Annotated in this window: 21 protein-coding genes and 1 tRNA gene; 19 read left to right on the forward strand and 3 right to left on the reverse strand. The window is 59.5% G+C overall.

Annotated elements, in window-relative coordinates:
- Window positions 1–65 precede the first annotated feature (65 nt).
- A complete protein-coding gene (locus tag H8S23_RS00005; protein WP_186886270.1) occupies window positions 66–455 on the reverse strand; it encodes a DUF3887 domain-containing protein in 390 nt (129 codons plus the stop codon).
- Window positions 456–569: 114 nt separating this feature from the next.
- Window positions 570–1,277: an endonuclease III domain-containing protein gene (locus tag H8S23_RS00010; protein WP_186886271.1), complete on the reverse strand. Its 708-nt coding sequence runs from the start codon at window positions 1,275–1,277 to the stop codon at window positions 570–572.
- A 269-nt stretch (window positions 1,278–1,546) separates the two neighbouring features.
- Here H8S23_RS00010 and H8S23_RS00015 point away from each other — a divergent pair, with 269 nt between their 5' ends.
- From H8S23_RS00015 to H8S23_RS00035, 5 genes are all read left to right on the forward strand, one after another.
- A complete protein-coding gene (locus tag H8S23_RS00015) occupies window positions 1,547–2,797 on the forward strand; it encodes a serine hydroxymethyltransferase (RefSeq protein ID WP_186886272.1) in 1,251 nt (416 codons plus the stop codon).
- Between the two features lie 136 nt (window positions 2,798–2,933).
- On the forward strand, window positions 2,934–3,773 hold the full coding sequence (locus H8S23_RS00020) for an alpha/beta hydrolase (protein WP_186886273.1): 840 nt from the start codon (window positions 2,934–2,936) through the stop codon (window positions 3,771–3,773).
- A gap of 15 nt (window positions 3,774–3,788) precedes the next feature.
- Complete coding sequence (locus H8S23_RS00025) at window positions 3,789–5,057, forward strand: replication-associated recombination protein A (protein ID WP_186886274.1); 1,269 nt, start codon at window positions 3,789–3,791, stop codon at window positions 5,055–5,057.
- A 129-nt stretch (window positions 5,058–5,186) separates the two neighbouring features.
- Window positions 5,187–6,659, forward strand: a complete 1,473-nt coding sequence (locus tag H8S23_RS00030) for a glycoside-pentoside-hexuronide (GPH):cation symporter (RefSeq protein WP_186886275.1) — start codon at window positions 5,187–5,189, stop codon at window positions 6,657–6,659.
- Window positions 6,660–6,749: 90 nt separating this feature from the next.
- Complete coding sequence (locus H8S23_RS00035; protein ID WP_186886276.1) at window positions 6,750–9,191, forward strand: glycoside hydrolase family 3 C-terminal domain-containing protein; 2,442 nt, start codon at window positions 6,750–6,752, stop codon at window positions 9,189–9,191.
- A gap of 75 nt (window positions 9,192–9,266) precedes the next feature.
- Here H8S23_RS00035 and H8S23_RS00040 read toward each other — a convergent pair whose 3' ends face one another.
- Window positions 9,267–9,476: a hypothetical protein gene (locus tag H8S23_RS00040; RefSeq protein ID WP_186886277.1), complete on the reverse strand. Its 210-nt coding sequence runs from the start codon at window positions 9,474–9,476 to the stop codon at window positions 9,267–9,269.
- 212 nt (window positions 9,477–9,688) lie between these two features.
- On the opposite strand from H8S23_RS00040, the gene H8S23_RS00045 reads away from it, so the two are divergent.
- The 14 genes from H8S23_RS00045 to H8S23_RS00110 all read left to right on the forward strand — a co-directional run bounded on the left by H8S23_RS00045 (window position 9,689) and on the right by H8S23_RS00110 (window position 25,222).
- A tRNA-Pro gene (locus H8S23_RS00045) sits at window positions 9,689–9,764 on the forward strand.
- A 121-nt stretch (window positions 9,765–9,885) separates the two neighbouring features.
- A complete protein-coding gene (locus tag H8S23_RS00050) occupies window positions 9,886–10,116 on the forward strand; it encodes a hypothetical protein (protein ID WP_186886278.1) in 231 nt (76 codons plus the stop codon).
- Window positions 10,117–10,322: 206 nt separating this feature from the next.
- Window positions 10,323–10,652, forward strand: a complete 330-nt coding sequence (locus H8S23_RS00055) for a barstar family protein (protein WP_186886279.1) — start codon at window positions 10,323–10,325, stop codon at window positions 10,650–10,652.
- A 509-nt stretch (window positions 10,653–11,161) separates the two neighbouring features.
- On the forward strand, window positions 11,162–11,320 hold the full coding sequence (locus H8S23_RS00060; protein ID WP_186886280.1) for a hypothetical protein: 159 nt from the start codon (window positions 11,162–11,164) through the stop codon (window positions 11,318–11,320).
- A gap of 336 nt (window positions 11,321–11,656) precedes the next feature.
- Window positions 11,657–12,163, forward strand: coding sequence for a COG2426 family protein (locus tag H8S23_RS00065; protein ID WP_186886281.1), 507 nt, complete (start codon window positions 11,657–11,659; stop codon window positions 12,161–12,163).
- 163 nt (window positions 12,164–12,326) lie between these two features.
- Window positions 12,327–13,790 (forward strand): extracellular solute-binding protein, encoded by a 1,464-nt coding sequence (locus tag H8S23_RS00070; RefSeq protein WP_186886282.1) that lies wholly within the window; start codon window positions 12,327–12,329, stop codon window positions 13,788–13,790.
- A 3-nt stretch (window positions 13,791–13,793) separates the two neighbouring features.
- Window positions 13,794–16,769 (forward strand): EAL domain-containing protein, encoded by a 2,976-nt coding sequence (locus tag H8S23_RS00075; protein WP_186886283.1) that lies wholly within the window; start codon window positions 13,794–13,796, stop codon window positions 16,767–16,769.
- 522 nt (window positions 16,770–17,291) lie between these two features.
- Window positions 17,292–18,347, forward strand: coding sequence for a spermidine/putrescine ABC transporter ATP-binding protein (gene potA, locus H8S23_RS00080; protein ID WP_186886284.1), 1,056 nt, complete (start codon window positions 17,292–17,294; stop codon window positions 18,345–18,347).
- The gene (locus tag H8S23_RS00085) at window positions 18,344–19,162 is read left to right on the forward strand and encodes an ABC transporter permease (protein ID WP_186886285.1); all 819 of its coding nucleotides are present in this window, start codon (window positions 18,344–18,346) and stop codon (window positions 19,160–19,162) included. Before potA ends, H8S23_RS00085 begins: the two co-directional genes overlap by 4 nt.
- Window positions 19,162–19,968 carry an ABC transporter permease gene (locus H8S23_RS00090; RefSeq protein ID WP_186886286.1) on the forward strand — a complete coding sequence of 269 codons (807 nt, stop codon included), beginning with the start codon at window positions 19,162–19,164 and terminating at the stop codon, window positions 19,966–19,968. The genes H8S23_RS00085 and H8S23_RS00090 overlap by 1 nt, the downstream gene beginning before the upstream one ends.
- A gap of 53 nt (window positions 19,969–20,021) precedes the next feature.
- Window positions 20,022–21,236 (forward strand): ABC transporter substrate-binding protein, encoded by a 1,215-nt coding sequence (locus H8S23_RS00095; RefSeq protein WP_186886287.1) that lies wholly within the window; start codon window positions 20,022–20,024, stop codon window positions 21,234–21,236.
- A gap of 231 nt (window positions 21,237–21,467) precedes the next feature.
- Window positions 21,468–22,994, forward strand: coding sequence for an ATP-binding cassette domain-containing protein (locus H8S23_RS00100; protein WP_186886288.1), 1,527 nt, complete (start codon window positions 21,468–21,470; stop codon window positions 22,992–22,994).
- On the forward strand, window positions 22,987–24,126 hold the full coding sequence (locus H8S23_RS00105) for an ABC transporter permease (RefSeq protein WP_186886289.1): 1,140 nt from the start codon (window positions 22,987–22,989) through the stop codon (window positions 24,124–24,126). The genes H8S23_RS00100 and H8S23_RS00105 overlap by 8 nt, the downstream gene beginning before the upstream one ends.
- A 1-nt stretch (window position 24,127) precedes the next feature.
- Window positions 24,128–25,222 (forward strand): ABC transporter permease subunit, encoded by a 1,095-nt coding sequence (locus H8S23_RS00110; protein WP_186886290.1) that lies wholly within the window; start codon window positions 24,128–24,130, stop codon window positions 25,220–25,222.
- Window positions 25,223–25,329: the final 107 nt, after the last annotated feature.

Here is a 25,329-nt window from a genome sequence, read left to right on the forward strand (position 1 = left end):
CCGTTCTAATTATAGCAGGCAGGGACGGCTTGTCAAGAAAAATCGACAAAGCGGACGGGGCACGCTTATTTCATATACAGCCCGCACAGCTGCAGCCCGGTATCCAGGCTGATGGTATAAGTGAGACTGCCGTTTTCATATTTAGAGGTCACTACCACCACGGCCAGACCGTCTTTTTCCGCGACGGCGTCCCGGGTGAACGAGTCAAATGCACCCAGCTGCCCGGCAATGGGTTCCCAGACCTCCGCCAGTTTATCGGCAGGCAAAACTTCTTTCATCTCGCCGTTCATGGTCGCGGCAACGGCGTCATAGTCCTTCGCGTTGAGGCTTTCGATCACCGCATGGGCCTGCGCGATGGCCTCTTCCTCGTCGTACTTGTCCGACAGGCCGCCGCAGCCGGCCAGCAGACCAGTGCACAGCAGGGAACAGAGCAGCAGACAGAACAGCTTTTTCATGGGACAGGTCCTCCTTGAGTTTGCTCGTTGGGCATTCTTACCCGTGCACGGCCCGCTTGCCCGGCATGCCGTTGGGGGAAAGATGGGTGCCGGAAAACTTCTGATCGGAAATGGCTATTTTGCCGCTTTCGCAGCGGCTTTTTGCTGCGCCTTGTAGGTATCGCAGAGATCGCGGACGCAGCATTCCTCGCAGCGGGGGCTGCGCGCGCTGCACACCGCGCGCCCGTGCAGCACCAGCCGGTGGCAGAAATCGTTGCCCTCTTCGGGAGGGATGACCTTCCACAGCGCCATCTCCACCTTTTTGGGTTCTTTCATGTCCTTGACGATGCCCATCTTGTTGCACAGCCGGATGCAGTGGGTGTCGGTGACGATAGCGGGCTTGCCGAACACGTCCCCCATGATCAGGTTGGCGCTTTTGCGCCCCACGCCGGGCAGCGTGAGCAGGGTGTCAAAGTCATCCGGCACTTTGCCGCCAAAGTCGCTCATCAGCCTGCGCATGGTCAGGCTGATGTCCCGGGCCTTGCTGTGGCCCAGCCCGCAGGGCTTGACGATCGCCTCGATATCAGCGGGGTCCGCTGCCGCCAGCGCCGCCACCGACGGGTATTTGGCAAACAGGTCCTCGGTGACGATGTTGACCCGCGCATCGGTGCACTGGGCTGCAAGGCGGACGCTCACCAGCAGCTGCCAGGCGTGGTCGTAGTCCAGCGTGCACTCCGCCAGGGGATAGGCCTCTTTCAGCCGTTCGATGATCGCGAGCACCTCTTTTTTTGTTTTCAAACCCGGTCCCTCCTCAAAGCGCCCGCACAGGCAGGCGCCGGTCATTACATGATCACCGCCATTATAGCACAGGCGAAAAAGATTGCAAACGGGCGAAAAAACGCGCGGGGCCCACCTGTGCGCGCGCCGGCGGGCAGGATGACGGAAAACGCTTGTGCCCGCGGGGGAAAGACAGTGGGGGCGCAGGGCTGTTCCCGCTCAAAACCACCTTGTGTTTTGCGCCCGCGGCGAGTATAATTTCTTTGTATCGGTCCCATGACTGCCCGCGGTTTGGCGGCGCGCAGGGGCTGCAAAAAAGCGGAGGAGTTGACGAAATGTTTGGAGATGTACTGGACACGATCGGCTTTGTCAGGGAGCGCGACCCCGAGGTCGGGGCTGCGATGGAACGTGAGATGGGCCGCCTGCGCGGAAACATCGAACTGATCGCCTCGGAAAATGTGGTCTCCCCGGCTGTGATGGCGGCCATGGGCAGCATCCTGACCAACAAGTATGCCGAGGGCTATCCCGGCCACCGGTATTACGGCGGCTGCCAGTTTGTCGACGAGGTCGAAGAGCTGGCCCGCAAGCGCGCCTGCGAACTGTTCGGCGCCGACCATGCCAACGTACAGCCCCACTCCGGCGCACAGGCCAATCTGGCGGTGTATTTTGCGCTGCTGCAGCCCGGGGACACCGTGCTGGGCATGAATCTTTCCCACGGCGGCCACCTTACCCACGGCAGCCCGGTCAATATGTCCGGCAAGTATTTCCGCTTTGTGCCCTATGGCGTGGACGCGGACGGCTTTCTTGACTATGACGCGCTGCGCGAGCTGGCCCTGGCCGAAAAGCCCAAGCTGATCGTGGCCGGCGCTTCCGCTTATGCCCGCACCATCGATTTTGCCCGCATCTCGGAGATCGCCAAAGAGGCGGGCTGCCTGTTCATGGTGGATATGGCTCACATCGCCGGTCTTGTCGCGGCGGGGCTGCACCCGTCCCCCGTGCCCTATGCGGACGTGGTCACCACCACAACCCATAAAACCCTGCGCGGCCCCCGCGGCGGCATGATCCTGTGCAAAGAGCAGTATGCCAAAGCCATTGACAAAGCCATTTTCCCGGGCACCCAGGGCGGTCCCCTGATGCACGTCATCGCCGGTAAGGCCGTCTGCTTCGGCGAGGCGCTTGCCCCCGAGTTCAAAGAGTATCAGCGCCGTATCGTGGAGAACGCCAAGGCCCTCAGCGAAGCGCTGCTGGCAAAGGGCGTGCATCTGGTTTCCGGCGGCACCGACAACCACCTGATGACCGTAGACCTGCGCGGGACCGGCGTCACCGGCAAACAGCTGGAGGCCCGGCTGGACGAGGTGAACATCACCGCCAACAAAAACACCGTGCCCAACGACCCCGAAAAGCCTACCGTCACCAGCGGCGTGCGCATCGGTACGCCGGCGGTCACCACCCGCGGGTTCGGCGTGGCGGAGATGGAGGAGATCGCTGGTTTCATCGCGGACTGCGTCTTTGATTTCGAAAGCAAAAAAGAGCATATCAAAGCTGGCGTCGCGTCGCTGACCGCCCGTTTCCCGCTGTACGAATAAGCTTTCCGGGCTGCGGCGCGGTTCGCAGCGTCGGCCTTTCCCGGCGGCGTTTTCCGCCCGGCCGTGGCCGGCGCGCGGGCGCGGCGCCGGGGGCCACGGCGGCAGATCACAAATGAAGGCTTTGGGGTGAAACAGGATGGCATACATCAATGCAAAACTGCGCAGTCAGGTATTGCTGCGCACGGTGGACGTGGCGCTCTATTATCCCAACGACTATCCCGAGGAGGTCGTGCCGGGCATCCGCGGCGTCTTTACGCTGCTGCACGGCTTCAACGGCTGCGGGCAGGACTGGCTGCAGCTTTCGGCCGCAACGCGGTATGCTGCGGATAACGGGCTGATCCTGGTGGCGCCCAGCTGTGAAAACAGCTTTTACTGCGATATGGTATACGGCGACGCGTGGTATACGTTCCTCACCGAAGAACTGCCTGTGCTGCTGGAAAAATTTTTCCGGGTGCCCACCGCGCGGGAGCAGAATTTCATCGCGGGCCTTTCCATGGGCGGGTATGGGGCCATGCTGCTGGCGATGACCCACCCCGAGCGGTATGCGGGCGCGGCCAGCTTTTCCGGTGCGGTGGACCTGGCCATGATGCTGCAGCAGCAGGGGGCCCAGCTGCCGGAACTGCGCCGATCTTTTGTCCCCATTTTCGGCGAGCAGCTGGCCCTGCCGCAGGACAGGGACCTCCGGGCGCTGGCCGGGCGGCTCAGCGGGCTGCCGGCGGAACAGCAGCCGCGGCTGCTGTTCACCTGCGGCCTTGAGGACAACGAGCCCTATTATATCCATCTGCAGAACCGTTCGCTCTACGACAGCATCCACGCGCTGCCCTTTGCCGGCTACCGCTATATGGAGTGGCCGGGCAACCATGAATGGAAGTTCTGGGACCGCAGTCTCGTATACGCCATCGATTGGTTCCTCTCGCCCGGATATGCCCAGGCAAAGCACGGCGACTGGCGCAGCGAGGCGCAGATCATCCTCTGACAGGAGAGAGAATCTATGAACAGCCCTCTGGCAGACCGTCTCCGGCCCAAAACGCTGGACGAGGTGTTCGGGCAAAAGCAGCTGCTGGCGCCGGGCACGGTGTTTCGGCGCAATATCGAGGCGGGCCGGGTGCCCAATATGGTTTTTTACGGCCCGCCTGGGGTGGGCAAGACCACGGTGGCGCGCATCATCGCGGAAAACAGCGGCATGCGGCTGCACAAGCTCAACGGCACCTCCGCCTCTACGGCAGATATCCGCACCGTGATCGGTGAGATCGGCACGCTGATGGGGCACGGCGGTATTTTGCTGTATCTGGACGAGATCCAGTATCTCAACAAAAAACAGCAGCAGAGCCTGCTGGAATGCATTGAGGACGGCAGCATCACGCTGATCGCCTCCACCACTGAGAACCCCTATTTTTATGTGTACACGGCGCTGCTCTCCCGCTGCACGGTGTTCGAGTTCAAGCACCTGTCGCCGGAGGATATCAAGGAAGCGCTGGCCCGGGCGCAGGCGATTCTGGAGCAGGAAGAGGGCTGCGGCATCTCTATCGAGCCCGCGGCGCTGGACCTGATGGCCACGGCCTGCGGGGGCGATGTGCGCAAAAGCGTGGGCAGCCTGGAGCTGTTGGCCGGGGCGGCCCAGCCGGAGGACGGCGTGCGCCGCATCACGCTGGAAATGGCGCAGCAGGTGGCCCAGCGCAGCAGCATGAACTATGACCGGGACGCTGACAACCATTACGATACGATCTCAGCGCTGCAGAAAAGCATCCGGGGGTCCGACCCGGACGCGGCGATCCATTATCTGGCGCGTCTGATGGAGGCGGGGGACCTGCTCTCCGCCTGCCGCAGGCTGCTGGTCATTGCCGCCGAGGACGTGGGCCTGGCCTATCCGCAGGCCATCCCCATCGTCAAGGCCTGCGTGGACAGCGCCCTGCAGCTGGGTCTGCCGGAAGCGCAGCTGCCGCTGGCGGACGCCGTGGTGCTGCTGGCGACCGCGCCCAAGAGCAACTCGGCGCACAACGCCATTATCGCCGCGCGCGAGGACCTGCGCCGCGGCCGCAGCGGCCAGGTGCCGCGCCAGCTGCAGAACAAGCACTATGACGGAGCGGATGCAAAGGTAAAAGGGCAGCGCTATCTCTATCCCCACGACTACCCGGATCACTGGGTCGCCCAGCAGTATCTCCCAGACGAGCTGGTGGGCACGGTCTACTATGAATTTGGTCCCAACAAAACAGAGCAGGCGGCAAAGGCCTATTGGGACAGGATCAAGGGGCGCGGATAGCGCGGCGCGCAGGGAATAAAAAAGCAGGAGGGCCGGAGCAGTCGTGGATCAGCGACCCTCCGGCCTTTTCAGGACAGGGGCGCTGCAAAAAGCGCGCGCTTCATTTGAAAAGCAAGGGGGACACAACGGATGGACGAGACGAAAGCACAGGTGCCCAAGCGGACCAGGTACAGCTTCGGCTTCGGCTGCATCGGCCGGGATGCAGCCTACACGCTGGTGACCAATTTTATCATGACCTATCTGACCCTGGCCGTGGGACTGAGCAACTGGCAGCTGGCCTGGGTCGGCGTCATCATGGTGGCGGCCCGTGTCTGGGACGCGGTCAATGACCCCATGATGGGCGCTATCATCGACAACACCCATACCCGCTGGGGCAAGTTCAAGCCCTATATCATCACCGGCGCGGTGCTCAACAGCATTTTCATCGTGCTGCTGTTCTCCGACTTTGCCGGTCTTGGCAAAACCGCGTTTCTGGTGGTGTTTGCCGTGACGTATATCCTCTGGGGCATGACCTACACGATGAACGATATCTCTTATTGGAGCATGCTGCCCAGCCTGACCGTCAACCCCAAAGAGCGGGAAAAGGTCTCTTCGCTTGCCCGCATCGGGGCGAACATCGGCCTGTTTGTGGTCACGGCGGCGGTGCCGGTGGTGACCCAGATGGGCAAAATGACCGATATGTACCGCGCCGTCGCCATCGCCATCGCAGTGCTGTTCATCGGCTGCCAGCTGCTGGTGGTGCTGGGGGTGAAAGAACAGAAGAACGCGGTCACGGCGGCGCAGAGCCACACCACGCTGCGCGGCATGGTGAAGATCATCCTCAAAAACGATCAGCTGCTGGCCATCATCATCTGCATGCTGCTGTTCAACATCGGCTATTTCACCACCACCGGCTTTGGCATGCAGTTTTTCTATTTTGACTACGGCGTGTACGGCGGCATGGAGTTTACGATCTTTGCCATCTCGATCGGCGTGGCGCAGATCGTGACGCTGGCCCTTTACCCGAAAATTTCAAAAAACCTGGACCGCAGGCAGCTGTTCGGTCTTGCCATCCTGCTGGTGGTCCTGGGCTACCTGGGCTTTATGCTGGTGGGTTATCTGCTGCCCATGAATATGGTGGTGCTCTGTGTGATCGGGCTGGTCCTGTTCGCCGGGCAGGCCATCATCCAGCTGCTCAACCTGGTGCTGCTGGCCGATACCATCGAGTACGGGCAGTGGAAACTGGGGACCCGCAACGAAAGTGTGATCTTCAGCCTCAACCCGTTCATCACCAAGCTGGCCAGCGCCATCCAGGCGGCCATTTTTGCCTTTACACTGGCCGTTTCCGGCCTCAATCAGTACTCCAACCAGATCAGTGAGCTCGAAAAGAGCACCTCGCTTTCCACTGTGGAGATCAAGCAGCAGGCAAATGCTCTGGTGGCCACCATCCCCGGCAGCGCCACCCTGATCATGCGCGCCTCCATGATCGTGCTGCCGCTGGCGCTCATCCTTGCAAGTTATGGGATCTATCGCAAATACTATAAGATCGACGACAAGATGTACCGGCAGATGGTGTGCGAGCTGGAACAGCGCGCCGGCGCGGACGGGGAAGAGAGCGTCTGACACAGCGGGCCCGCAGCCGCAGTTATCCTGGCCCGGCAGGCCTTGGCCGGAAAGCTGCGGCCGCAGAAGCGGAGAAAGGACGGACCCTGAATGGATCAACAAAAGATCGAAGCGATACTGAAGACCCTGACGCTGGAGGAAAAAGCTTCGCTCTGCTCCGGCCTGACCTCCTGGACCACCAAGCCGGTGGAGGGCAAGGGCGTGCCGTCGGTGTTCATGGCCGACGGCCCTACCGGGCTGCGCAAAGAGGACCGGGAGCACGAAGCGGAGAACGGGGGCCCCAGCGTGCGCGCGACCTGTTTCCCCACCGAGGCGACGCTGGCCGGCTCGTGGGACCCGCAGCTCACCCGCGCGGTGGGGGAGGCCATCGGGGCAGAGTGCCGCGCCCACGGCGTTTCCACCCTGTTGGCGCCCGGGGTCAATATCAAGCGCAGCCCGCTCTGCGGCCGCAATTTTGAGTATTACGCAGAGGACCCGCTTCTGGCAGGCAAGCTGGCGGTGGGTTTTATCCAGGGCCTGCGCAGCCAGGGCGTCGGCTGCAGCCTCAAGCACTTTGCCTGCAACAGCGAAGAAACGCTGCGCATGTCCATCAGCAGTGAGGTGGACGAGCGGGCCCTGCATGAGATCTATCTGCGGGCTTTCGAGATCGCCGTCAAGGAGGCCCGGCCCAGCACCGTGATGTGCTCGTATAACCGCGTCAACGGGGTCTATGCTGCCGACAACAGGGAACTGCTCACCGGCGTCCTGCGGGAAAAGTGGGGGTTTGACGGCCTTGTCATGAGCGATTGGGGCGCAGTGAACGACCGGGTGCAGGGCATCCGTGCAGGGCTGGACCTCGAGATGCCGGGCAGCGGGGGCGTGAACGATGAATTGATCGTGCAGGCTATAAAGGACAAAGCCCTGTCGGAAGAAGAACTGGACACGGCGGTGCGCCGCCTGCTGCGCTTTGTGTTCGACTGCGCTGAAAGCTGCACGCCCGTCCCCTGCGACTATGAGGCGCACCATGCCCTTGCCGTGCGCGCTTTGGAGGAGTCGGCCGTACTGCTGAAGAACAACGGCGTGCTGCCGCTGAAAAAAGGGCAGAAGATCCTGTTTGTAGGGGATATGGCCGAGCATCCCCGCTATCAGGGGGGCGGCAGTTCCATCGTCAACGCCCGGGCGCTGGAAAGCCCGCTGGCGGCGGCCCGCAGGCTGGGTTATGAAGTCTCGTTCGCGCGCGGCTGGCCGGGCGGCGACGAGGACCGGCAGGATGCGGGCCTGCTGCGCGAAGCGACAGCCGCCGCCGCGGCTCATGACGTGACGGTGCTTTTTCTCGGCCTTACCGACGTGTACGAGTGCGAGGGGTACGACCGCACCCACCTGTCCATTCCGCCCAGCCATACGGCCCTGCTGTCGGCGCTGCGCGCCGCGGGCAAGCCGGTGGCGGTCGTGTTTTCAGGCGGCAGCCCGGTAGAACTTCCCTGGCTGGACCAGGCGGATGCGCTGCTTGCGCTTTATCTCGGTGGAGAGGGCGTGGGTCAGGCGGCCTGCCGTCTGCTTTGGGGCGAGGCGGACCCCTGCGGCAAATTGGCAGAGACCTGGCCGCTGTCGCTTTCGGACACCCCGGCCTTTCACCATTATCCCATGGGGCCGCGCTACGTGAGTTACAATGAGAGCATCTTTGTGGGCTACCGTTACTACGACACGGTGAAAGCGCAGGTGCGCTTTCCGTTCGGCTACGGTCTTTCCTACACCAGCTTTGCCTATTCCGACCTGTCTGCGCCGGAGTCTGTCGGGCGGGGAGAAGAGCTGGCCCTGCGCTTTTCCGTGACGAATACCGGCGGCAGGGCCGGCGCGGAGATCTGCCAGTGCTACGTCCACCACGAGGCCCCATCGGCGTTCAAGGCGGAACAGGAGCTGGCGGCCTTTGCCAAGGTGTTTTTGCGCCCCGGTGAGACCCGGCAGGTCGTTCTGAAGCTGCCGGCGCGGGCGTTCAGCTTTTATTTGCCCGCAGAGCAGGATTTCGTGGTGGAGCAGGGAAGATATGAGCTTCGTGTCGGCCCCTCCAGCCGGGAACTGCCGCTGCGCGCAGTGGTAACCGTGGCGGGGGAAACCTCCCTGCGGCTTCCCGCCGCGCAGTTGGCCTCTTCCCCTTACGGGTCCATCCGTGACAACCGCTTCCCGGACGACTGGTTCGAGACTTTGCATCCGCTGCCCGCACGGGAGAACAGGCCGGCACAGCGCGGGGAGTTCGACCGCACCACGCCGCTGGGCGAACTGGCCGTCACCTGGCCGGGCAGGCTGATGCGGCGCATCGCCTACCGGGTGGGCGGAGCTTCCATCCGTTTTGTCAGATCTCCCAGGGTCAACCGGCGGATCGTGCGGCGGATGACCTCCGAGTTCCCGGTCAAAAACACTGTGCTGATGTCGGATGGTCTGATAGACTATGAAACGGCGGACGCCCTGTTGGACGTCTGCAACGGCCGCGGCGGCTGGAAACGACTGCTGTGCGGTCTTGGGGCGGCGCTGAAAAAGCTGGGCAGGGGCGGCTGATACAGCTTAGCAAAGCTTTTGCAGCAGATTTAAGTATAAGGGCGAAAAGAGGAGGCAGCCTCTTTTCGCCCTTTGTCAAAAATCATCCTCTTCAAAGGAAAAGCGGTCGTTCTCATTGGTACCTACGCCGTTTTCCGTGCGGTCCAGCGGGCGCTCAGGCCAGCTGGGCGGCACCAGCTCATCCGTCTCAAGGGCGGCAAAAATCCGCTCGTTGATATTGACGGTGGAAGGATGATCTTTTTTGACCGCCTCGCGGCGGTTCTGTGCACGTTTTTCTTTGCTCATCAGTGTTTACACCCCCATTGGTATTATATGTGGGGAAAGGCGGTATATTGAGACGCAGCAGCTGGAAGTTTTTTGAAAATTTCTGTCGAATCATCTCGGGGGCCGCCGGGAGGCAAAAGTGGGGAGGAGAAATTTTTTGGCAAGAAATGATTGACAAAAGTTTTGGCGTTCAGTATAATAATAACGCTGCCTCTGAGAGGCGGCATCGTTATCCGGGTGTGGCGCAGTTGGTAGCGCGCTTGACTGGGGGTCAAGAGGCCGCATGTTCAAGTCATGTCACTCGGACCAAAATCGAAACTTGTCGAAAGACAAGTTTCGATTTTTTATTTTGTTTATTTTTTAATATTTTGTATGTTATTATAATCAGAATACAAACAATGCTGATTTGAATTTATTGGAGGGGAACTAAGTGAAACAGATCAGAGTAAGGTTTGAGCCAGATACACCAGAATCCTATAAGGAAAAAACGATAAAGAAAATCGTAGAACTTGGGTGGGTTCAAAATAGCCAAAAGGTCCAACTCATCCCTGCTAAAGATGACCCTAATCAGAATGCACGCGATATAACATTTTTCTTTGATTGGACGCATGATTCCGATGTTGTATATCCAGAGGAAGTGGAGTTTGCAATCCTTCCATAGTTTGTTTGAGACCAGCTTCTCCTGATTGATCATGTGAACTTCTACAAATCCTAAAATATGCTCCGATTACTGCGAAGGCCCCTCGCGTAGTCATAAGGACAAAAACAGCTTTGGCAAACGGCCAAAGCTGTTTTTGCTCTCCTAAATTACTATACATACGACCACTATTCGACGTTTTATGAGATCGTTTAGGAAGGGCAAACCATATGAATTATTATGAAGAAGAGAAGCGCAACGCCTTTAAAGCAATTGAGGAAAACCCTATCGTATTAGATTTTAAAGGGTGCAGGTATTTGGGAGAAGTTCACCTGATGCTCAAACAAAAATTTGGACTGCCCGAATACTATGGAGAAAATTGGGACGCGTTGTGGGATTGTCTAGATGGGTTGTTCATCGGACAAGGCAATTATTTAGTGCAGATAAAAGGCTTTTCTTCCATGCCGCAGGAACTGCAGCAGGAGTGCGTAAAGATGCTTGAAGTTTTTGACGATGTTCATGCAGAAACACCCTCTATAACCTTTCAATTCTTATCATAAATGCGCAAATCCGATAGGATGATCGTCTGCTTGATGCCATAAAGACTTTGTTTTATGAGGGTCTGCGAGTTACTTGCACCAAAGAAACCCCCGCAGATTGGCTTTCATCGCCGGTCTGCGGGATTTTCTTTTATTGAGGTAAATTATGTGTCAACATTTCTGTGCTGGTGTACCCGATCAACCCTAATTTGTCTTTGTTAGGGGTGTTAACAAGCTTCATGGTGCTTTAAGAACCGCGGGATAAAAGATACCAGAGGAAAAGAAAACAGGCGCTGTTTCTGCGACGATTGATGTCTCCCGGGAGACCCCACTCCATACGCCCAAAGCGTCTTCGCATACGACAACACCTGTTATGGATATCAGTATATCACCAAGAGGAGAAAACGCAATAGAGGGGAAGGTTCCAGTGAAGGACAACGCGATGATTTCGGATATGGGCTGCGCAGGATAGCAAATAAATGCTCTCATGAAGGGGGAACTCAGCGGTGACACTGAAAGAGTTGTCGGAGATGATAAACAGGATTCCTGGCGGGGTGTGTATCGACGCGGACGGGATGTACATACCGGAGGGAGTGGAACTGACGGAGGAGCAGTACGAATACTGCCTGAAAGAGATGGACGAGCTGAGAAAGTGGGAGGAGGAATACGGCGAGACCTCCAAAGACTAAAAAGCGGCGGGGGGCAATACAGCCTGAACGCGGAGCGGAATACCGAAAGCACGCTACCCTGGCTGGAATATGCCCGGCAGAGATATGCCGGCCTTATGGAGGGAAGAACGACTAAAGACCACAAAAGACATAAAAAAACAGGGCAAGCAAACCTTGTCAGCTGCGTGCACAGCTTATTTAGGCCTTGACACGGGTCCGCTTTCCCTCACCCAAAAGCGGGCATGGTTTACAAACCCCGGGCCCGGTGGTATAATACCGGACATCACAAGAAAGGCCGACGATGAGATGTTGGCTGTTTTTTTGTCTTTTTGAGTAAAACCTCAAGGGGGTGGGACGATGCCTTTTCAAGCGGTGTTTGCGGGGACCGGCAGCGTGGTCAAGAGCGTTTTTGTGGTGCTTTCTTCCATGGCGCCTTTTGTGGAGAACCGGGGCTCTATCCTGTTGGCGGCGGCGCTGGATGTCAAATGGTATCTCGCCTATGTCGGCACTTCCATCGGCTCTTTTCTTCCCGTGCCCTTTTTGCTGAGAGCGGGGGAACGCGGCATGCGGCAGCTGCGGCGGTTCAGCCCCGCTGCGAAAGCGCTGGACCAGGTGGAAGCGTTCTCCCACCAGCACGAGGCGTTTTTGCAGCGCCATGGGTATCTTGCCCTGGCGCTCATCATCTCGGTCCCTTTTACCGGGATCGGCAGCTGGGCCGGGGTGCTGCTGTCAAATATGCTGGGCCTGGACAAAAAGCATTCTACGGCCGCAATTTTGGCCGGTATCATCGTCTCCGGCTTTTTCACCACCGCGGGGGCTTACGGCCTGTTTCTTGGAGTTCGCAGCCTGATCCGTTTATGGTGACATGGTCTCGCGCCGCTTCCTCCGTTTGGTCCCCTTGGGCCGGACGGAAGAAGCGGCGTTTTCCATTCTTTTCTTGCTAACAGGTCACAAAAGTACTATAATTGTGCTAATTAAAGACGCGTTCTGTTTCCCATGCAGGAAGAGAACGCTGTGGGAGGCAAAAATGAAAAAGCTTTTGTCAGGCCTGCTGGTCATCGCGATGGCCGCCGGCCTTTTTAGCGGCTGCGGGGCAGGGGGAGACGCCCAGCGCCCCAGCAGCAAGAACCCGGTCACCATTACTGTCTGGCACTATTACAACGGGGCGCAGAAAAATGCGTTCGACCTGCTCGTCAAAGAGTTTAACGAGACGGTCGGCCTGGAACAGGGCATCATCGTCGAGGCCATCAGCCAGGGCGATGTGAACAGCCTGGAGAGCAGCGTTCTGGATTCGGTCGAAAAAAAGGCGGGGGCGGCCCCGGTGCCCAACATCTTTGCCGCCTATGCGGACAATGCATATCAGGTGGACCAGATGGGGCTGCTGGCAAACCTTGAGGATTATCTCAGCGAAGAGGAGCTCAGCGAGTATATCCCCTCCTATATCGAGGAGGGACGCATCGGAAACGACGGCGGGCTGAAGATCTTTCCCACCGCAAAATCCACTGAGATCTTTATGCTCAACAAGACCGACTGGGATAAATTTGCGGCGGAAAACAACGTGTCTCTGGACGATCTGTCCACGATCGAGGGCGTGGTGCAAACCGCGCAAAAATATTACGAATGGACCGACGACCAGACGCCCGAAACGGCCAATGACGGCAAAGCGTTTTTCGGCCGGGACGCTATGGCGAATTATCTGCTGATCGGCTGCCGTCAGATGGGGGTCGAGATCTTTTCGGTGAAAAACGGCAAAGTCTCGTTCCAGGCCGACGAAAGCGCGCTGCGCCGTATCTGGGACAACTATTACGTCCCTTTCATCAACGGTTGGTTCACCGCGGCGGGGAAATTCCGCTCGGACGACGCCAAAGTGGGCAACCTGATCGCACTGGTGGGGTCGACGGCCTCTGCCTCTTACTTCCCCTCTGAGGTGACGGTGGGGGATGCCGACCCCTATCCCATTGAGACGCTGGTGCTTCCGGCGCCGGTCTTTGAGGGCGGCGAGCCCTATGCGGTCCAGCAGGGGGCGGGCATGGTGGTCACCAAATCCACTCCCCAGCAGGAATACGCCAGCGTGGAATTCCTCAAATGGTTCACAGAAGAGGATCGCAATCTCGTTTTTGCAAGCCTGGCAGGGTATCTGCCGGTCAAACAGGCGGCAAACGACCCCAAAAAGTTGGAGACCGCCAGCATCGAGGGCGTGCAGACGGAATACACGGATCTCATCAAACAGACCCTTGCCGTGGCCCTGGAGACGACCGGCACCCAGCCGCTCTACACCAGCAAGGCGTTTGCAGGCGGCGCGGATGCGCGCAAGGTGCTGGAATACGCCCTGCAGGACAAGGCGGCCGCGGACAAAGCGGCCGTTGACGAACTGGTGGCACAGGGAATGAGCCGCAGCGAGGCGGTGGCGCAGTTCGATACGGATGAAAATTTTGCGGCCTGGTTTGCTGACTTTTCTCAGCGGCTGGAGGCGACGCAGAAGGGAGAATAGCCCATGAAACGCGCAAAGGCGTCTCTGTTTAAAAAGATCGTTTTCCCGATCCTGCTGGTCATGCTGTTCCAGGCGGTCCTGCTCTACGGCACCACCATCCTGGGCGGCGCGGTGACCCAGCTGGAAGCCAATGCCTACGACATCTTTTCTGAAAAGGTGCAGGGACGGAAGAACGATCTTCAAAGCGAGATGCTGCAGCGCTGGTCTAAAATACAGGAAATGCTCACCGGCCTGCAGGAGGACACCGAGTCCCTGCTGGCCGAGCGGGGAGGCACGCTGGAAGAGCTGATGGCGGACCCGGACCTCAGCCGCCGCCTGCTGGCAGAGTATACCGATGAACTCATCTATACGCTGCGAAAAAACAGCGTTACCGGGGTCTTTGTGGTGCTCAACGCGCCGGTGGGGGAGAAGTATCCGGGCATCTACCTGCGGGACACGGACCCGGAGTCAAACCCCAGCGGCTATTCCGACCTGCAGGCGCTCTGCGCCCCGCCCGCCATCACCCAGAAGCTGAATGTCGCACTGGACGCTTCCTGGACATCCGCCTTTGTATTCGAGGGCGGGGAGGAAGAGGCCTGCAACCGTTTTTTCTTCCGGCCGCTGCGCGCGGCGCAGCAGTATCCGGGGATGGACGCGGAGGATCTGGCCTACTGGAGCCCGCCGTTCTATCTGGGCAACAACCGGGATTATGCCGGCAACCAGGTCATCGCCTATTCAGTGCCTCTGATCGGGGCCGACGGCACAGTCTACGGTGTGGCGGGGGTGGATATCTCCTCCGACTATCTGATGAAAAAACTGCCCGGCAAAGAGCTGAACAGTGAGAACAAGGCAGGCTATCTGCTGGGCATGACTACCGACGAGAACACTGCCGAGATGACCTACCGCGAGCTGCTGGCCAACGGGGCCGCGCTGCGCGGCATGATCGGTGACGGCGAGGAAGTGACTGTCACAGCCGCGGCGGGCGCGTCCGGCTTTTACCGCATCGCGGCGGGAAGCGGCGCCGGCGACAGCGAGGTCGTGGCCTGCGTGCGGGAGATGCGGCTTTACAGCAGCAACACGCCGTTTGAGGGCGAGCGGTGGGCGGTGCTGGGCGTAGTACAGAAAAACGACCTGCTGGCCTTTTCTTCCAGCTTCCGCCTGCTGCTGTTTGCCGCCCTGGTACTCTCTTCGGTGGTCGGGGTGATCGGCATCGTCTTCGTGGCCAGACGCGCCACCAAGCGCATCAGCGTGCTCGCGGCAAATCTGCGCAGCGCCGATCCCCGGCAGCCCATCCGCCTTGCAGGGGTCGGCGTAGCGGAGATCGATCAGCTCAGCGAGGCGATCGTCTCGCTGAGCAGTCAGGTGGCGGACAACGCGCAGAAAATGTCCCGCATCCTGGATATGGCGGGCATTGAGATCGGCGTTTTTGAACAGGATGAAGAGGGACCGGGCTTTTATTACACCGATAAGCTGCCGGGTATGCTGGGGATACGGCCGGGCGAAAAGTTCGACCGCGACATCTTGCACCGCCGGTTGTCGGCGCTGCCCTGCCAGGCGGAGCAGGGGGAACAGAATCGCTATTTGTTCACCCTCAACGCAGAGGACGGGGTACACTGGGTCCGGCTGCAGACGGTGGCGCGCGGGGCAAGCACCCTGGGCGTGCTGAGCGACGTCACCAAGGAGATCAGCGAAAAGCAGAAGCTGGAGCATGAGCGGGATTACGACCTGCTGACAGGGCTGTTCAACCGCCGCGCGTTCCAAAGCAGGATCGAGCAGATGCTGACGCGGCCCGGGGAGGTCGGCACCGCGGTGCTGGTGATGATGGACCTGGATAACCTGAAATATGTCAACGACACCTACGGGCACGACTTTGGCGACGGTTATATCCGGGCGGCCGCCCGGGCCCTGCGCCGCAGCACGCCGGACAAGAGCCTTGCAGCGCGTCTTTCAGGAGACGAGTTCGTGGCGTTTCTCTATGGTTATGAGAGCGTGGATGCCGCAAGGGAGGCCTGCCGCGGCATTGAAAAAGAGCTGCGGCGCAGTATTCTGGCGCTGCCGGACGGCAGCAGGCTGCCGGTGCGGGCTTCCGCGGGCCTCGCGTTTTACCCGAAAGACGCGGCGGAATACACGCCTCTGCTGCAATATGCCGACTTTGCGATGTATCAGGTCAAACACACGGATAAAGGGCAGTTTACCGAGTTCAATATCGCGGCCTATAACCGGGACGCCTATCTGCTCCAGTGCCGGGAAGAACTCAACCTGCTGATCGAAAAAGAGCGGCTGGATTATCAGTTCCAGCCCATTGTGGATGCCGTGAACGGAGGGGTGTTCGGCTATGAGGCGCTGATGCGCCCGGCGACCGAGAACATCCACAGCCCGGCACAGCTGCTGGAGCTGGCCCGCTCTCAATCCAAGCTTTCGCAGATCGAGCGGCTGACCATGTTCCGCGCCCTGGAGTGCGCCGTCGCGCAGGGCGTGGTGGCCACCGGGAGCCGCATTTTCATCAACTCGATCCCCAACCAAGTGTTGTCCGACCCGGACCTGGCCCGCATGGAAGAGCGCTTCGGCTGTTATCTGGACCGGCTGGTGATCGAGCTGACCGAAGAGGAGCGGATGGACCCCGAAAAGACGGCGAAAAAGCAGGCTTTCGCCCGAAAATGGGGCGCTTCCCTGGCCCTGGACGATTTCGGCGTGGGGTACAGCGGCGAGGGCATCCTGGTCGACCTTGCCCCGCAGTTTGTCAAGATCGATATCTCGCTGGTGCAGGGCATCGAGCGGGATGAGGACCGGCAGGCGCTGCTCTCGAATCTGGTGCTTTACTGCAAAAAACGCCGCATCCGCCTGATCGGCGAGGGGGTAGAGACCTTTGCCGAAATGGAGTATCTGATCCGCGCGGGCGTGGACTATCTGCAGGGCTATTATCTCTGCCGGCCTGCGCATACCCCGCCGGAGGGCCTGCCCTGCAAAAAAGAGATCCTGGAGATCCGCAGCAGGATGTGAGGGGGAAAGGACGCGGCGGGCCACGAGGAAGCGAAACGAATATCCTCCCTGCAGTCACAGACAGCCGCAGCGCTGTCTGTGACTGTTTTTTTGAGGCGGGGACCGTCTGCGCAGCGCGTGCTTTGTGCCGCAATAAAATTTTGCGCCGAACAGAGTAAAAATGAGTTTTTCGGAGCAAATCGGAGAATTTCCGGCATCCTCTACAAAAAATCTCGGTTCTTTACGGTCTTTTCCAAAAAATCGAGAAATTTGCGCAAAACTATTGACAAACGCTGCCTCCGCCTTTATAGTACATATTGTGTGTTTGCATCTAAGGTGCACTGCGGGGTGGTCAGTTCCATCCTGTGCACCGGGGGCACGGCGCTTTCCACCCGCCGGCCCATCGCAACATGGGCGTTGTATGTACTGCTGTAGCCGCCGCCACGTGCGGGGGTGTAACAAACCTTTTGCGGGGTAGTATAATTGGCGCCTGCCCGGCAGGCCGAAAGCCGCCGGGACCAATACCGCAAAGGGGGATGCAGGATGGATAATAATACGATCGTTGCACTAAAAGACATTGTGGTAGATTTTGACGGGGAAGCGGTCCTTACCGGCTTGTCGCTGGACATTCACGATAAGGAGTTCGTCACCTTGCTGGGCCCTTCGGGCTGCGGCAAGACGACCACCCTCAGGGTGATCGGCGGCTTCCTTGAGCCAAAGTCGGGCAGTGTCTTTTTTAATGGCAAGGACATCACAAGGCTGCCGCCGTACAAGCGGCAGGTGAACACGGTCTTTCAGAAATACGCGCTGTTTCCGCACCTGAACGTTTACGAGAACGTGGCGTTCGGGCTGCGGCTGCGCAAGGTGGAAGAGAAAGAACTGAAAGCCCGGGTGCTGGAAATGCTGGAGCTGGTGGGCCTGCGCGGCTTTGAGCGCCGCGACCCGACCACCCTGTCCGGCGGTCAACAGCAGCGGGTGGCCATCGCGCGGGCGCTGGTCAACCATCCCAAAGTGCTGCTGCTGGACGAACCGCTGGGCGCGCTGGACCTCAAGCTGCGCAAGGAGATGCAGACCGAGCTCAAACGCATCCAGCAGAGCCTGGACATCACCTTTATCTACGTCACCCATGACCAGGAAGAAGCCCTGACCATGAGCGACACCGTGGTGGTCATGAACGGGGGCTATATCCAGCAGATCGGCAGCCCGGTGGATATCTATAACGAGCCGCAGAACGCCTTTGTCGCGGACTTCATCGGCGAGTCGAATATCCTGTCCGGCGTGATGGAGCGCGATTTCAGCGTGGAGTTTGCCGGCCGCCAGTTCACCTGTGTGGACAAGGGCTTTGCGCCCCGCGCGCTGGTGGACGTGGTGGTGCGCCCTGAGGACATCCAGGTCGTGCCCGCCATCCAGGGCCAGCTGTCCGGCGTGGTCAAAAGCGTCATTTTCAAGGGCGTGCACTATGAGATCCTGGTCGAGCAGGCGGGCACAGAGTGGAAGATCCATTCCACACAGGCCCAGCAGCCGGGGGAGATCATCGGCATGAATATCGGCCCCGACGAGATCCACATCATGCACAAGATGGAGGATCAGGCGCGATGAAATTAAAATCCAAAGCATGCGCCGCGCCGTATCTTGTCTGGATGGTGGCGTTTATCGTTGCGCCGCTGCTGATGGTCATCTATTTTGCCTTTACGGACAAAAATGGAAAATTCACGCTGGACAATCTTTCCGGGCTCAGCCAGTATGCGCCGGTTTTTGTGCGCAGCATCCTGCTGGCGGCCATCGCCACGGTGATCTGCCTTGTCCTGGCGTATCCGCTCAGCTTTATGCTGTCCCGCCTGCGGGCGAACAAGCAGCGCATCATGCTGATGCTGGTGATGCTGCCCATGTGGATGAATTTTCTGCTGCGCACTTATGCCTGGATGACCCTGCTGGAGCGCAACGGCCTGATCAACAAATTTTTTGGCCTGTTCGGCCTTGGCCCCTTTAATATGATCAATACCCAGGGCGCGGTGGTGCTGGGCATGGTCTACAACTATCTGCCTTATATGATCCTGCCCCTTTATACGATCATGGTCAAGATCGACGACAGCCTGATCGAGGCGGCGGAGGATCTGGGCGCCGGGCTGTTCCACAAGGTGACCAAAGTGCTGCTCCCGCTCTCCCTGCCGGGCATCACCACCGGCATCACCATGGTCTTTGTGCCCAGCATCTCCACCTTTATCATCAGCCGTATGCTGGGCGGCGGCTCCAACCTGCTCATCGGCGACCTGATCGAGCTGCAGTTCCTGGGCAACAGCTATAACTATAACCTGGGCAGCGCCATGAGCTTGGTGCTGATGGTGTTGGTGCTTCTGTGTATGAGCCTGACCAATATGATGGACAGCGAGAGCAAGGAAGGGGGCGTTCTCTGATGAAAAAGATGGGAGCCCTTTCCCGGTTTTACATGGTCCTGATCTTCTCTTTCATGTACATGCCCATTGCGGTGATGGCGGTGTTCAGCTTCAACCAATCCAAAAGCCGCACGCTTTTCACTGGCTTCACGCTGGACTGGTACAAAAATCTGTTCCGCAATGAGATGATCCTCAGCGCCCTCGGCATTTCGCTGCTCATCGCGCTGGTGGCTTCGGTGATCGCCACCGTGCTGGGCACCATGGCCAGCATCGGTATCCATTCCATGGGCCGCACCACGCGCGGCGTCATCATGAACATCAGCTACATGCCGGTCATCAACCCCGAGATCATCACCGGCGTCTCCATGATGCTGCTGTTTGTGGTCTTTAAGAGCTGGATGGGCGGCAAGGTGTTCGGTATGCCCACGCTGTTGATCGCCCACATCACCTTTTGCGTGCCCTACGTCATCTTCAACGTATCGCCCAAGCTGCGCCAGATGGACGTGCGGATGTGGGAAGCGGCCTTGGACCTGGGCTGCACGCCCGTGCAGGCGTTTTTTAAGGTGGTGCTGCCCGAGATCATGCCGGCGGTGCTGTCCAGCTTTTTGATCTGCCTGACCTATTCCATCGACGATTTTATCATCAGCTATTTCACCAGCGGCACCGTGCAGACGCTGCCCATCGCCATTTACAGCATGACCCGCAAAAAGGTCAGCCCCGAGATCAACGCACTGTCCACCATTATCTTTGTGGTGATCCTTTCCATTATCCTGATCATCAACGCCAAGGACAGCCACAGCGAAAAAAAAGAAACCGTGCGCGACTGACACGGCCAAAATCTCAAACAGAGTGTTGAGGCAACGAGAGGAGAAAATAAAAAATGAAAAAAGTGGTAAGCTGCATCTTATCTGTCTTTCTGCTGGCGCTGACCCTGGCGGCGCCGGCGCAGGCCGCGGTGACGGTCGAGGACAACGGCTATGACTGGGAGAGATTCCAAGGGCAGGACATCACCCTGAACGTGTACAACTGGGGCCTTTATATCTCGGATGGCTCGGACGGCGGCATGGACATCAACAAAGAGTTCGAGGAGCTGACCGGCATCAAGGTCAACTATACCACCTATGACACCAACGAGAGCATGTATGCCAAGATCAAATCCGGTGGAGCGGACTACGACGTGGTGGTCCCCAGCGACTATATGATTGGCAAGATGATCAAAGAAGGCCTGCTTGCCGAGCTGGATTTTTCAAATATCCCCAACATGTCCCTGATCGGCAGCCAGTACAAGGGCCGCGACTACGACCCGAACGACGCCTATTGCGTGCCGTACACCTGGGGCGTGGTCGGCCTCATCTACAACACCACCATGGTAAACGGCGAGATCGACAGCTGGGACGCCCTGTGGGACCCTGCCTATAAGGGCAACGTGCTGATGTTCAACAACAGCCGGGACGCCTTTGCCATCGCCTCCAAAAAGCTGGGTCTGAGCCTGAACCCCTCCAGCGCGGAGGAGATCCAGCAGGCGGCGGAAGAGCTGAAAAAGCAGAAAAGCGTCGTCCAGGCCTACGTCATGGACGAGATCTTCGACAAGATGGAGGGCGGAGAGGCCGCCCTGGCCCCGTATTATGCGGGCGACGCCATCATCATGATGGACGAAAATCCCGACCTGGCTTTCGCTATCCCCAAAGAGGGCACCAACTATTTTGTGGACGCGATGTGCGTGCCGGCTACCAGCACCCATAAAGAGGCGGCCGAGATGTATATCAACTTCATGTGCGAGACCGAGGTGGCCCTGGCCAACTGCGAATTTATCGGTTACTCCACCCCGCAGGTGGAGGCTGAGGCCCTGCTGCCGGACGAGCTGAAAAACAGCCCGATCATGTACCCCTCTCAGGAGGTGCTTGCCAACACCGAGACCTTCAACGTGCTGCCGGACGAGCTCAACAAGGCGATGGACGAGGCCTGGAGCAACGTCAAAAGCTACGATGAGGGCGGCAGCGCCTGGCTGATCCCCACCCTTCTTGCGGTGGCGGTGGGCCTGATCGTGATCATCCTCTGGCGCAAGAGCGTCAAGAAAAAGCGCAACGACTACTGAGTTGAAAGAGCAGGGCCCGGAAACTTTTTCCGGGCCCTGCTTTGTGTGTTTCCTGTGAAAAGGGAGGCTGCAGCGGAGGCGGCGGTTTACATTTTTCGTCTTTTGGGATAAAATGATAAGGTCTTGATTTGACTTTTCCGGCCGCTGCCGCCCGGTTTATCCCTGGACCCGGCGCGGGGCGGATATTTTAGATAGAAACGGGGCGATCTCATGCCACAGGAATGTCTGCGGATGGAACATATCTGCAAAGCCTATACGGAGGGCTTTGTCACGATCAAAGACGCCAGCCTCACCCTGATGCAGGGGGAGATCCACGGCCTGCTGGGCGAGAACGGGGCGGGGAAATCCACCTTTGTCAAGATCATCAGCGGGCTGCTCGCGCCGGACGGCGGGACCTTTGAACTGATGGGGAAACCGGTCGCGCCCCAAAGCCCGGTAGAAGCGGCGGGGCTCGGCATCGTCAAGCTGCAAAAGCGCTCAGGGCTGGTGCCCTCGTTGACGGTGGAAGAAAACATGCTGTTGGGCAGGCAGAAAAACAGCTTTTCCCCGCTGGACCGCAAAAAGATGCGGCGGGAGGTCGGCGCCCTGCTGGAAGAATTCCACATGGACCCGGGGCCCGGCGACCTCGCTTTGCATCTCACTGCGGAGGACGCTTTGGAGACGGAGGTGCTCAAGGCGTATTATGCGGGCGCCCATCTGATCATACTGGACGAGCCCGCCTCTTATTTCAGCCTGGCACAGACCGAAGAGCTGTTCACGCTGCTGCGCAGGGTCGCGGCAAAGGGCGTCGCGATCCTTTATGTCTCTAACCAGGTGCGGGAAATGCTGGAGCTGTGCGATAAGATCACGGTGATGGAGGGCGGCGTGACCACGGCCACCCTGGCCGCGGCTGATACCAGCCCGCAACAGCTGCAGCGCCGTATGGTGCAGGAAAACAAGGCCCCCAAGGTGCGCAAGACCCGCGCCAAACTCGGGGACACGGTGCTCAAGGTGCGGGGCCTGTCCACCTTTGGGGACGCCCAGCGGCCGGTGCTGAACAAGGTCAGCTTTTCGGTGCGGGCGGGGGAGATCCTGGCCGTGGTGGGCAAGCCGGACAGCGGCACGCGGGAACTGTGCGAGGTCGTCGCCGGCCTTGCCAGCGCGGTGGCCGGCAAAGTGCTGGTGTTTGACGACGACATCACCGGCGACAGTGTGCACGGCACACGGGAGCTGGGCGTCTCCTTTTTGATCTCCACCCCGCAGCGCATCGGCGTAGCGCCTGCGCTGAGCATCCAGGAGAATCTTTTGCCCTATCAGTACACCAATCCGGCCTACCGCAGCCACGGGCTGCTGGACAAGGAAAAATTAAAGGCGGAGGCCGACCGGCTGATCGAGGAATACGATATCCGCTGCGCGGATGCGCAGGAGAACGCGGCGGTGCTCTCCACCTCCTCGGCGCAAAAGCTGCTGGCGGCGCGGGAATTCTCCAACGAACCGGTGCTGCTGGTCGCCTACCGGCCCACCTTTGGTACCAGTGAGGAGACGGCGGCCTTTCTGGAAAAGAAACTGATCGAACTGCGGGACGAGGGAACGGCGATTTTGCTGGTGCCCACGGATTGGGACGAATTTGCGACCCTGGCGGACAGCGCGCTGGTCCTGGATAAGGGCCAGGTGAGCGCTTATCTCCCCAAAGTACAGGGCGGGGAAGAGCTGGACGCCTATATCAACGGCGAGAGCCGCATGAGCGCTGAGGAATTGGAGGCGGTATGTTTTGAATAAATTCAATGAAAAGTTTCCGCCCAGCGCCCAGCGGCGTCTGACCGCCTGCCTGGCGGGACTGGCTTTTTGCCTGCTGGTGATCCTCTTGACAGAACCCGCAAAGGGCGCGGCGCTAAAGACCTTTTTTGCCGGTCCGTTTTCTTCTCTTGCGGCCTTTGGCGGCCTGATCTCCGCGGCAACTCCCGCCGTCTTTCTGGCGCTGGGGGTATCGGTGGTGTTTCAATGCCGCCGCTACAGCTTTGCAGTGATCGGCTCTTTCTTGCTCTCCTCCGGCCTGGTCACGATGTTTTTACTGCGCGGCAATGAAAAGCCGGGCTGGTATCTCATTCCGGCGGCGCTGGTGATCGCCGTGGCAGCAGGGGCCGCCGTGGCGGTGATCCCTGCCTGGCTGGCGGTGCGGCGCAGGGTGAATGTCACCCTGTCCTCGCTGCTGCTCAACTATCTGATCCTGCAGGCGGTCAGCTTTCTGCTCATGTACAGCATGAGAGACCCCGCGGCAGGGCAGGCGGCTTCCTTTGAGATCCCGCAGCGGATGTGGCTGGCAGAGATCATCCCGTCTACCGGCATACGTTTCGGCACGCTGCTGGCGGCGGCGGCAGCGGTCATCCTTTACCTGCTGCTCTACCACGGCCGTCTGGGATACGGCATCCGGGCGGTCGGCGCAAGCGAGAGCCTGGCGGGCTATGTGGGCCTCTCCGCCGGGGCGGTCGCGATGACGACGCAGCTGCTGGCAGGCGCTCTGGCCGGTCTGGGCGGCGCTGTGGAGATGATGGGGGTGCAGCCGCGCTATATCTGGAACGGCGCATTCCCGGCGATCTCCTTTGTGGGGGTGCTGGCGGCCGTTTTGGTGGACTATAATCCGGCCTGGGTCCCTCTGAGCGCGCTGTTTTTCACCTATTTGTGGAGCGGGGCTTCCGCCCTGTCTGCACAGTCTGGCTTTCCCGCTGAACTGGCGCTGGCGGCCGCCGCGGTGGTGGTGCTGGTCCTGTTTGCACTGCGGGACGCGCGGGTCGCGGACAGCACAGTACGCTTTTTTGAAAAGCTGGCCCGCGGGCGCAAAGCCGCGGCTTCTTCCGCTGATGCCGGGTCAGAGAAACCTGCAGCGGAGCAGCGGGAAGGGGAGGTAGAGTGACATGACTGCACAGCAAAACCTTCTGTTTTCCGCTTTCAGCGCTATTTTCAGCAATGATTATCTCGCCTCCGTGCTGCTGGTGGGCACATTTTTGATGTTTACCGTGATCGGGGTCATCTTTGCCCGGCGCAGCGGCGTCTTTTTTCTGGCCGCGGAGGGTGTGCTGGTCTTCAGCGCCACCGCAGGCTACTTTGCCAATGCCGCGGTGCGCGCCGCTCTGTTGGGCGGCGCAGCGGAGGGCACCGACGCCTACGCGGCCGCGCTGGGGCGGGCAAATGCATTGGGGTGGATGGCGGGCCTGCTCTGCGGCCTCGCGGGCGGCATGGCGTTCACACTGGTGTTCTGCTGGTTTCTTCTGCGGGTCAAAAGCAACGTGCTGCTTACCAGTTTTGCGCTGAATATTTTTGCGTCGGCAAGCGCCGGCGTGCTGGTCCATCTTGTAAACCGCGGGGATGGGGCGGTCTCTTCCGCCGTTGCCGCCGCCCTGCCCTCCCTGAAACTTTCCGCACTGTCAGAACTCCCTGTGCTGGGCGGCCTGCTGGGGAATACGGGCTGGTTTACCTATCTGGCATTGCTGCTGCCCCCGGCCGCTTTTTATCTGCTCAACCGCACCGGCTTCGGACTGCGGCTGCGCGCGGCTGAAGAGAATCACATCGCCCTGACGGCCACGGGCCTCAGCGCAAGCCGCACCCAGCTGTACGGCATGCTGTTCGCCGGGGCCGCGGTGAGCCTGGGCGGCGTGACGCTGGTGATGGCCGGCCCCGCGCCGGTGTTCTCGGCCCTGCCTCAGGGCGAGGGATATCTGGCCCTGGCGGCGGTATGGGCCTGCGACGGGCGGCTCTGGAAAAGCAGCATCGCAGTGCTGCTGCTGGCCCTGGTCGGGGCGCTGACCCATGTGCTGCAGGGCTTGCCCCTGCCCATTTCTCTCATCCAGGCATTGCTCTATGCCGCCGCACTGGCAGGTCTGCTGCTCCACTCCCACAACGATAAACACCGGCACAAGGTAAGCCTGCGTGCCCAGCGGCGCATTGTGGAGGGAAAAGAGACCGTCAAAAAGAAAAAGAGACGCGCCGGACGGCCGGAAAAGAAGAAATAAAGACCCCATTCTCCCCGGGAACAGCGCCCGAAAAGAGCAGCTTTTGGTCAGGCCCTCCGGCGAACGGGATGGCCTGAAAAAGACCCAAAAAACGCAGGACGCCTGCC

This window comes from Anaerofilum hominis (genome assembly GCF_014287275.1).
In the GTDB taxonomy this organism is placed as follows: domain Bacteria; phylum Bacillota; class Clostridia; order Oscillospirales; family Ruminococcaceae; genus Pygmaiobacter; species Pygmaiobacter hominis.

Excerpts from the sequence above, each read along its gene's own strand:
- H8S23_RS00095 (WP_186886287.1), top strand. The coding sequence starts at position 20,022 with ATGAAAAAAGTGGTAAGCTGCATCTTATCTGTCTTTCTGCTGGCGCTG.
- potA (WP_186886284.1), top strand. The coding sequence starts at position 17,292 with ATGGATAATAATACGATCGTTGCACTAAAAGACATTGTGGTAGATTTT.
- H8S23_RS00070 (WP_186886282.1), top strand. The coding sequence starts at position 12,327 with ATGAAAAAGCTTTTGTCAGGCCTGCTGGTCATCGCGATGGCCGCCGGC.
- H8S23_RS00060 (WP_186886280.1), top strand. The coding sequence starts at position 11,162 with ATGATAAACAGGATTCCTGGCGGGGTGTGTATCGACGCGGACGGGATG.
- H8S23_RS00030 (WP_186886275.1), top strand. The coding sequence starts at position 5,187 with ATGGACGAGACGAAAGCACAGGTGCCCAAGCGGACCAGGTACAGCTTC.
- H8S23_RS00020 (WP_186886273.1), top strand. The coding sequence starts at position 2,934 with ATGGCATACATCAATGCAAAACTGCGCAGTCAGGTATTGCTGCGCACG.
- H8S23_RS00040 (WP_186886277.1), bottom strand. The coding sequence starts at position 9,476 with ATGAGCAAAGAAAAACGTGCACAGAACCGCCGCGAGGCGGTCAAAAAA.
- H8S23_RS00015 (WP_186886272.1), top strand. The coding sequence starts at position 1,547 with ATGTTTGGAGATGTACTGGACACGATCGGCTTTGTCAGGGAGCGCGAC.
- H8S23_RS00035 (WP_186886276.1), top strand. The coding sequence starts at position 6,750 with ATGGATCAACAAAAGATCGAAGCGATACTGAAGACCCTGACGCTGGAG.
- H8S23_RS00085 (WP_186886285.1), top strand. The coding sequence starts at position 18,344 with ATGAAATTAAAATCCAAAGCATGCGCCGCGCCGTATCTTGTCTGGATG.
- H8S23_RS00025 (WP_186886274.1), top strand. The coding sequence starts at position 3,789 with ATGAACAGCCCTCTGGCAGACCGTCTCCGGCCCAAAACGCTGGACGAG.
- H8S23_RS00075 (WP_186886283.1), top strand. The coding sequence starts at position 13,794 with ATGAAACGCGCAAAGGCGTCTCTGTTTAAAAAGATCGTTTTCCCGATC.
- H8S23_RS00065 (WP_186886281.1), top strand. The coding sequence starts at position 11,657 with ATGCCTTTTCAAGCGGTGTTTGCGGGGACCGGCAGCGTGGTCAAGAGC.
- H8S23_RS00005 (WP_186886270.1), bottom strand. The coding sequence starts at position 455 with ATGAAAAAGCTGTTCTGTCTGCTGCTCTGTTCCCTGCTGTGCACTGGT.
- H8S23_RS00055 (WP_186886279.1), top strand. The coding sequence starts at position 10,323 with ATGAATTATTATGAAGAAGAGAAGCGCAACGCCTTTAAAGCAATTGAG.
- H8S23_RS00090 (WP_186886286.1), top strand. The coding sequence starts at position 19,162 with ATGAAAAAGATGGGAGCCCTTTCCCGGTTTTACATGGTCCTGATCTTC.
- H8S23_RS00010 (WP_186886271.1), bottom strand. The coding sequence starts at position 1,277 with ATGACCGGCGCCTGCCTGTGCGGGCGCTTTGAGGAGGGACCGGGTTTG.
- H8S23_RS00100 (WP_186886288.1), top strand. The coding sequence starts at position 21,468 with ATGGAACATATCTGCAAAGCCTATACGGAGGGCTTTGTCACGATCAAA.
- H8S23_RS00110 (WP_186886290.1), top strand. The coding sequence starts at position 24,128 with ATGACTGCACAGCAAAACCTTCTGTTTTCCGCTTTCAGCGCTATTTTC.